Source organism: Nonomuraea mesophila, assembly GCF_004352805.1.
Classification (GTDB): Bacteria; Actinomycetota; Actinomycetes; order Streptosporangiales; family Streptosporangiaceae; genus Nonomuraea; species Nonomuraea longispora.
The window spans coordinates 1-8,054 of the sequence record NZ_SMLD01000269.1 but is presented as its reverse complement, the minus strand read 5'-3'; the positions used below and the strand labels follow the sequence as shown (position 1 = coordinate 8,054).

At 75.0% G+C, this 8,054-nt stretch carries 6 protein-coding genes; 2 read left to right on the top strand and 4 right to left on the bottom strand.

All coding sequences use genetic code 11. From position 1 onward, the window contains the following. Positions 1-88 precede the first annotated feature (88 nt). Positions 89-976 carry a helix-turn-helix domain-containing protein gene (locus tag E1295_RS45835; RefSeq protein ID WP_132641333.1) on the bottom strand — a complete coding sequence of 296 codons (888 nt, stop codon included), beginning with the start codon at positions 974-976 and terminating at the stop codon, positions 89-91. 132 nt (positions 977-1,108) lie between these two features. On the opposite strand from E1295_RS45835, the gene E1295_RS52130 reads away from it, so the two are divergent. After that, positions 1,109-2,638 (top strand): MFS transporter, encoded by a 1,530-nt coding sequence (locus tag E1295_RS52130; protein WP_220449236.1) that lies wholly within the window; start codon positions 1,109-1,111, stop codon positions 2,636-2,638. A gap of 56 nt (positions 2,639-2,694) precedes the next feature. Continuing rightward, positions 2,695-3,834, top strand: coding sequence for a GDSL-type esterase/lipase family protein (locus tag E1295_RS45825; RefSeq protein WP_132641331.1), 1,140 nt, complete (start codon positions 2,695-2,697; stop codon positions 3,832-3,834). Positions 3,835-3,911: 77 nt separating this feature from the next. Here E1295_RS45825 and E1295_RS45820 read toward each other — a convergent pair whose 3' ends face one another. The 3 genes from E1295_RS45820 to E1295_RS45810 are packed head-to-tail and all read right to left on the bottom strand — an operon-like array spanning position 3,912 to position 7,962. Next, a complete protein-coding gene (locus tag E1295_RS45820) occupies positions 3,912-6,080 on the bottom strand; it encodes a transglutaminase TgpA family protein (RefSeq protein ID WP_132641329.1) in 2,169 nt (722 codons plus the stop codon). Beyond that, the gene (locus E1295_RS45815) at positions 6,068-7,192 is read right to left on the bottom strand and encodes a DUF58 domain-containing protein (protein ID WP_132641327.1); all 1,125 of its coding nucleotides are present in this window, start codon (positions 7,190-7,192) and stop codon (positions 6,068-6,070) included. Before E1295_RS45815 ends, E1295_RS45820 begins: the two co-directional genes overlap by 13 nt. Then, positions 7,189-7,962 carry a fibronectin type III domain-containing protein gene (locus E1295_RS45810; RefSeq protein ID WP_132641325.1) on the bottom strand — a complete coding sequence of 258 codons (774 nt, stop codon included), beginning with the start codon at positions 7,960-7,962 and terminating at the stop codon, positions 7,189-7,191. The genes E1295_RS45815 and E1295_RS45810 overlap by 4 nt, the downstream gene beginning before the upstream one ends. Positions 7,963-8,054 lie beyond the last annotated feature (92 nt).

Below are 8,054 nucleotides of genomic sequence, written 5' to 3'. Positions count from 1 at the left end.
GGGCAGCGTCAGGTGTGTATAAGAGACAGGCCGGGGGGAGCACGATGGGGGGCTGGGTCTCGTCGTCCTGCCCGCGCTGGACCGACGGTCACCTCGGCGGCGTGCCCGTTTCAGGCGAGCCGACGCCCACCGCCGCGCGGCCGGTGGTGGCGGCCAGGTGACGCAGGGCGGCCTGGGACGGTGAGCCGATGGGGGCGGTGAAGACGTCCAGGCGCAAGGGCTGGTCGTCCGGCAGCGGCAGCAGCTCGCCGTGCAGCTCGATGAGCCCGGCCTCCGGATGCTCCAGCCGGTAGACGCGGGAGGTCACCCCGGCGACGTCCTGGGCGTTCCACAGCGTGTCGAACTCGGCGCTGGCCTCGCGCATCTGCCTGATGTGGGACGTCAGAGCGGCGTTGCCGGGATAGCGCGCGACCAGAGTGCGCAGATGCGCGACGGCGTCCCGGGCGACCCCGGGCAGCCGGTCGCCGTGCATGCGCCGGAAGTCCGCGTCCAGGAAGAGCAGGTGGTGCATGGTGCGGCGGTCGCGAGGGATGGCCGCGAAGTCGGCGAACACGGCGGCGCCGAGCCGGTTGCAGGCGAGCACGGTGGTGTCGACGTCGAGGACGAGCGCCGGGACGGTGTCCAGCGAGGCGAGAAGCTGGCGCAGTCCCTGACGGACGGGGCGTGTCTCCCGCGGCGCGGCGGGTACGGGGCTCCGGCCGGGGTGGACGCGGCTGTGCAGGTACAGGCGTTCGTCCTCGGTCAGGCAGAGGGCGCGGGCGATCGCGTCGAGCACGGAGGCCGAGACGTTCTGGGTGTTGCCCTGCTCCAGCCGGGTGTAGTGGGCGATGCTCACCCCGGCGAGCGCGGCCAGCTCCTCGCGGCGCAGCCCGGGCACGCGCCGCCGCTCGCCCAGCTCGGGCAGGCCGACGTCCGCGGGCCTCAGCCGGGCCCGCCGCGACCGCATGAACGCCGCGAGCTCCTTGTCCTTACGCATGTCCGGACATGCTAGCCAGGAAGGTGATCAGTCGTTGAGTAGGCAGGACTGAGGGCTGGATGGCGGTCCTGGGGTGTCCAAGGCTGGTGCCGGGCGGACCGAAGGCCGTCCACGAACCTTGGAGGAACGCCGATGACCTCACCGTCGAGCCTGTCCGCGCGGAGATCCGCCGCCGCAGGCGCGGGTCAGCGCCGCCACAACCTGCTGGTCCTCATGCTGCCGGCGCTGGGCAGCATCATCACCGCGATCGACAACAACATCGTCTATGTCGCGCTCCCGTCGATCGGCCACGAGCTGGGTTTCTCGGCGCAGACGCTGCAGTGGGTGGTCAGCGCCTATGCCGTGATCTACGGCGGCTTCCTGCTGCTGGGCGGGCGGATGTCCGACCTGCTCGGACGGCGCCGCATGTTCGTGCTCGGGCTCGGGTTGTTCGCGGTCGCCTCGCTGGCGGGCGGGCTGGCCGGCACACCAGAGGTGCTGATCGCCGCCCGCGCGGTGCAGGGCCTGGGCGGCGCCGTGCTGTTCCCGGCCACGCTGGCGCTGGTGACATCCGGATTCGCTGAGGGGAGCGAACGCAACCGGGCGCTGTCGGTGTGGGCGGGCGCCGGGGCCTCGGGCCTGGTGCTCGGTTCCCTGCTGGGCGGGGTGCTGACCCAGGCGTTCGGCTGGGAGGCGGTCTTCTACGTCAACGTGCCGGTCGCCGTCGCCGGCATCATCCTGGCGTTGGCGCTGCTGCCGGCCGACGAGCCCCGCCGGGAGCGCGCCCGCGTCGACTATCCGGGCGCGCTCGCCGCGACCGGCGGCGTGAGCCTGCTGGTGCTGGCCCTCGTCCAGGGGCCGGAGATCGGCTGGCGATCGCCGGTCGTCCTGTCCGCCGCCGTCGCCGGCGTGCTGCTGCTGGTGGCTTTCGTCGTGATCCAGGCGCGCGCCGCCGAGCCGCTGATGCCGCTGCGGCTGCTGCGCCACCGCAACCTGGCCGTCGGTGTGCTTCTGACGTTCGCCTTCGCGGTCACTTTCCTGCCCCAGCTCTACTTCGCGACCGTCTACTTCCAGTCGGTGCACGGCTACGACGCCCTGCGGACCGGAGCGGCCTTCCTGGTGCCGATGGCCGGAGCCATGGTGGGTTCCTCCCAGGGGGCGCGGCTGACCGCGCGTCTCGGGAACCGGCGGACCCTGCTGCTCGGACTGGCGCTGGGCACGGCCGGGGCGGCCTGGTTCGGCCTGGCGATGACCGGGCCGATGACTGGGCCGATGACTGGGCCGATGACTGGGCCGATGACTGGGCCGATGACTGGGCCGATGACTGGGCCGATCACCGGGACCTACCTGGCGGTGGCGCCCGGGCTGCTGCTGCTCGGGCTGGGCCAGGGCACGGTCTACAGCGCCGTGTTCGCCGCCGCCTCGGCCGGCGTCCCCGGACCCGACCAGGGTGTGGCGTCCGGGATGGCCTCCACGGGGCTCCAGGTGGGCAGCGCGGTCGGGCTGGCCGTCCTGGTGGCGCTGGCGAACGCCGGCACGCACGGACTGGCAGGGCAGGCGCTCCGTGCGGCCGTCACGGACGGGCTGCGTACCGCCGTGTTCATCGCCGCTGCCGCGATGGCGGCGTCCATGCTGATCGCGCTCGGGTTCCGCGAGGAAGGAGCCCACCGCGTCACGGCGTAGGCCGGGCACGTTCCTTTCGCACGACATATCCACCGCAAGCAGAGGGGAGCAGCGTGATGTCCAAGGCGCCGGAGTGGGTGGCGGCCTTCCGATCCGGGGTGATCAGCCCTTTCGAGCGGGTCCAGCTGGCACCGCCGCGCGGTTTCCGCGACCAGACGGTACGGCAGACGCTGGTGCCGGCCGGGGGCGGCGAGCAGGTGCGCGTCCGGCTGACCAACCGCTACGGCCGGGTGCCGCTGAGGCTCGGCGCGGTACGCCTCGCGCTGCGCGGGACCGGCGATGCGATCGTGCCGGAGACCGATCGTGCGGTGCGGTTCGGCGGTGCCGGTGAGGTGTCGATCCCGCCGGGCGGCGACGTGGTCAGCGATCCGGTGGATTTGCCTGTCGAGGCGGGCACCCCGTTGTCGCTGAGCCTGTACCTGCCGGGCGAGACGGAGCTCGCCACCTTCTCCCATCAGCCCATGGAGATCGCGTACGTGGTGGAGGGCGACCAGGTGAGCGCCCGTGCGCTGCCCGGGGCCGAGGAGGTCGCCGCCCGTTTCTACGTCTCCGGCCTGGACGTGCCGGCCCTGGAGGGAACGGCGATCGCGGTGGCGTTCGGTGACTCCTGGTTCGAGGGGGTGGGCACCACGATGGGCGCCGGCCGGCGGTCGGTGGACGCGCTGAACGCCCGGCTGAAGCGCGGCTGGGTGGTCAACCAGGGCATCGCGGGCAACAGGCTGCTGGTCGACGAGGTCGGCGAGCACGCCCTGGCGCGGCTGGAGCGCGATGCCCTGTCGGTGCCGGGAGTGACCCACGTGCTGCTGTGCTTCGGCATCAACGACCTGGGCCTGCCGGGCATGGCCGGGCAGGCCCCGGCCAACGCCGACGACCTGATCGCCGGGTTCACCGAGCTGGCCCGGCGCGTCCGCGACAGAGGGCTGACGAGCCTGGCCGCCACCATCGGCCCGTTTGCCGGGGCGATCTATCCGGGGATCAGCACGCCGGAGGGGCTGGCCGCGCGCCGCCGGGTGAACCGGTGGATCCGGACCGGCGGCGTGTTCGACGGGATCTTCGATGTCGCGCACGCCGTACAGGATCCGGAGAATCCGGACTACATCCGGCCGGACTTCGACAGCGGGGACGGCATGCATCTCAACGACGCCGGCGCGCGCGCCATGGCTGACTCGGTGGACCTGGCCACGCTGGCCCTGTGACCGGGGCCGGAGGGAGGTGCGGGGCCGGCCGCGATGGTCTGGACGGGGGCGTCCGGCGCGGGGTTCACCCGGCGACCTCAGCCGAGGAGGGAGCGGGGCGACAGGCGGCGGGCGAGCCGGCCGGGCAGCCCGGCCCGCTGCCGTACCAGCCGGTCGATCTCCGCGACGTGCCGCCAGGCCCGCTCGGCGCCGGCCTGGTCCACGGGCGCGCCGCCGAACGTCGCGAGGTTCGCGAGGTCGGCGAGCGCCGTCAGCGGCTCACGCGCCGGTTCCCCCAGCACGGCTTCGGCCCGTACGGCCACCTCGCGCGCCGTCGACGCGCCCGAGCGCGGGATCCCGGCTCCGCGCAGCCGGAACACGGTCTCCCGCCACGCGCCCGCCACCCGCTCGGCGGGTGAGGAGCCGCGGCGGCGGCGCATCCGCCGCACGGGTGGCACGACGGCGACGGCCAGCAGGTACGCCGAGGCCACGCCTGCCGCCACCGCCACCCAGACGAGCGGCCCGGCCGGGGAGTCCCGCTCCGCCGGCTCCGGGGTCGGCGCCGGGGTGGGCCGTCCAGCCGCCGTCGGGGTCGGCCGGGGTTCCGAGGAGTCGCTGTTGATCGCCTGCTCGATCTCCTTGGCCTGTTTCGGCGTGCCCTCCGCCACGTCGCCGCCCCCGCCGGAGCGGGTGCGCGAGGGCGTCGGGTGGAACGGCACCCATCCGATCCCCTCGAACCCGACCTCGGCCCAGGCCAGCACGTCGCCGCCGCGCACCTGCCGTACGCCGCCCTCCGCCGCCTCGCCGGGGCGGAAGCCGACCACGATCCTGCTGGGCAGCCCGATCGAGCGGGCGAGCAGCGCGAACGACGCGGCGAACTGCTCGGTCGTCCCCCTGCGCGACTCGGTCAGGAAGAACTCGATGGCCCGGTAACCGTGCCCGGGCGGCGCGGTGACGTCGTTCTTGGCGTGCTTGCGCAGGTAGGTCGCCAGCCGCGCGGCCTGCTGGGCGGGGCCGCGCGCCCCGGCCGTGGCGCGCCGGGCGATCCGGGCGAAGCGCGCGCGCTGCGGCGTCGTGCTCGTGCCGGGACCGTCCGGCAGGCTGACCAGGGCGGGGTCGTCGAGCGGGGTCACGTTCCGCAGCTCGCCTGAGACGTAGCGGCGCACCCCTGACGTCACCTCGTACGTCATGCCCTCCCCCGCGTGCGCGCTGGCCAGCATGCCGGTGGCCGGGTCGACCACGATGCCGGACCCTCTGGCCAGCACGGGCCGGTCGGCCGCGGGCAACCACGGGCCGGGCAGCTTCTGCAGGGTGAGCCGCTGGCGTACGGTGTCGCGCGAGCCCTGCTCGCCGGGCACGCGCCCGCCCGTGGGGACGAACCCGGCGCTCGACTCCCAGGTGACGCCGTCGAAGGTGTCGAGGACGGCCAGCCGCAGGTTGGCGTCGGAGCCGGTGCTGACGGTGAACAGCTCGCGCTGGGGATGCTGCAGCCACGCCGACACCTGGTCGAGGGCGCTCACGCCGGAGATCGGGCGCGGCGGGGGTCGTTCGACGAGCCGGCGCACGTCGTACGGGCGATCCGCCATGGGCAGGAGGGGCGCCGTCACGACGGCGGCCGGCACCAGGCAGGCCACCAGCAGCACGCCCATAGCGCAGGTCCACGCCGGCCGGCCCGCCCTGACCAGCGCGAGCAGCAGCGCGACCCCGGCGAACACGGCCGCGTACGGCACCACGGAGCCCGTCCCCGCGACGCCGAGCACGACGGCCACGGCGAGCACGGGCAGCGCGGCACCTGCGGGCAGCAGGACGGCCCTGGAGCGCAGCGCGAGTTCGGCCCCGGCCGTCGTCGCCGCCCACACGAGGAAGCCGACCAGCACGATCGCCCGGCTGCCGGGGGCGGCGGGGAGGATGGTGGTCAGCAGCCAGCCGGTCGCGTCGCGCACGCCGATCAGGGCGGCCCGCGCGCTGGCCGGGCTGGGCACGGCACCGAGCCACGCCTCCGCCTTGTAGAGCGTCGCCGACACGGCGGTCAGCCAGGCCAGCGCCTGCACCGGGATGGTGCCCCAGAGCGGCAGCCGCCCGGACAGCAGCAGCGTCAGCATGCACGGCGCCACGGTGGCCACGGCGACCACGGGAAGCAGCGCGGCCAGGGGGAACACCCCGTCGAACGCCAGCCCGGCCGTCGCGGCGAGCAGCGCGGCGACGACCACCGACGCCGCCCTGCGCGCGGGCGACCCGGCGCCCGGCGGGGCCGTCAGCGTGGCCATGCGGCCGCCAGTTCGTCGAGGTCTCCGGCTTCGAGGACGGTCACCCCGGCCGCGGCCGGCGGCCCGCCGTCCCGCGGGTCCCCCACGCGGACGAACAGCACCCGGTCGAAGCGCCGCCGCACCGCCGCCGCGTCGGCCAGCGCCGCGTACGTGCCGCTGACCAGCACCAGCGCCCCGCCGGAGCCGGCGTGGCGGAGGACCTGCAGCGGCGCGTCGGCGTGCGGTCCCCGCTCGACCAGCGCGAGCCGGTCGAGCACCTCCTCCGCCTCCCCGGGGGCGCCCTTGGCGTGCAGCAGTTCGCCCTCCCCGGTGAGCAGCCGCGCGGGGAAACGGTCGCGGGTCACGGCGCAGGCCACCGACGCCGCCACGTCGACGGCCAGCTCGAACTCGTCGTCGCCCTCGTACGCGGAGTGCCGGGTGTCCAGCACGGTGACGGTGCTGGGCAGGTTGACGTCGGTCAGCTCCTTGACCATCATCACGCCGGTGCGGGCCGTGGAGCGCCAGTGCACGTGGCGCAGGTCGTCGCCGGCCACGTAGTCGCGCAGCCCGTTGAAGCCGACCGTGCCGTCCGGCGCCGGCCGGGAGGCCAGGCCGTCCAGGTGGCGCCGCCGCCCCGAGTGCGGCGGCCGGAGCGGCACCGTACGCGGCCGGACGAGCAGCAGGTCGGGCCGCCCGTACGCGACGGAGCGGCTGGCCAGGCCGAACGGATCGGTGCGGTCGAGGCGCAGCGGCCCGACGGGGGTCTCGCCCCGCCGCCGGGTGGGCAGCCGGTACGACACCGTCCGCGCCGTGTCGCGGGCCAGCGCGGGCACCTCCACGGCGACCGACGTGCCCCGGCAGGTGTCGCGGGCCATCAGCCCCGGGTGCCGCCACCGCCCGGTGTTGCGGACGTGCAGGAGCGCCACGGCGGGCTCACCCCGCGCCACCTTCCCCGGCGTCACCTCGCGCCGCACGTCGAGGCCCGCGCCCCTGAGCGTCCACAGCGCGCCCGCGCCCACGGCGGCGATCCCGGCGACCGCCAGCACCGCCGCCTGCGCGTACCCGAGCGGCGCCCCCACGGCGTAGACCAGCGCCGAGGCGGCGGCCAGGCCCCGGCCCGCCCTGGTGATCACTCGCACTCCCAGAGCGGGGCGGCGGGGAAGCCCCCCTTCGGGGTGTCCATGAGCACGTCGTTCAGCCAGCCGCTGCCTCTGCTGGACTCGACCTTGTTCCAGACGTTGCTGCTCATGCCCGTGTCGGTGTCGGTGTAGGGGGCGCCTCTCTGCTGGCAGATGACGGTCATGGTGATGTACTCGCCCTTGGGGATGCGCCCCGCCTCCCCGCCGGGGCCCGGCCCCGGCCGGATGAGCGTGTTCCTGTGGTCGTTGTTGGCGTTGCGGAACTGGGCGGACGGCGGCCGCAGGTCGGCCGTCGCCTCCGCGCGTTCCTGGCTCTCGCCCGCCTCGTTCTTCGCGCGCAGCGTCCACGTGTAGGACTGGCCGTTCTTGAGCCCGGTGACCTCGGCGCCGGTGCCATCGGGGTCGGACGGGTGCTCGCCGGGGCCTTCCAGCGTGTACGTGACGCCGCCGTCCTTGGCGTTCTCCGGAGCCGACCAGGTCAGGTCGGCGCCGTGGTTCTTGCCCTTGGCGGTGAAGCCGGCCGGCTTGCCGGGCGCGACGCAGGGGCGTACGGGGATCGACGGCTCCGACACCGCCTCGCCGCCGTCGTACTCGGCGGCGACCCTGAAGGTGTACTCCTGGTCGCACCGGCCGCCGGTGATGCGGAACTGGTACGGCCCGTCCGGCCCGGCCTTGGCCGGGGTGACGTCCGCGCCGGGAGGCGCCCCCTTCAGCGAGTAGCCGGTGGCCTCGCCCTGGCCGGAGGGCGTGAAGACGACCTCCATCCAGCCTGGCCCCGAGTCGGCCGTGACCGACCGCGGCGGGTCTGGGGTGCGTGTCGGGGTCGGTCACGGCCGACTCGGGGCCAGGCTGGATG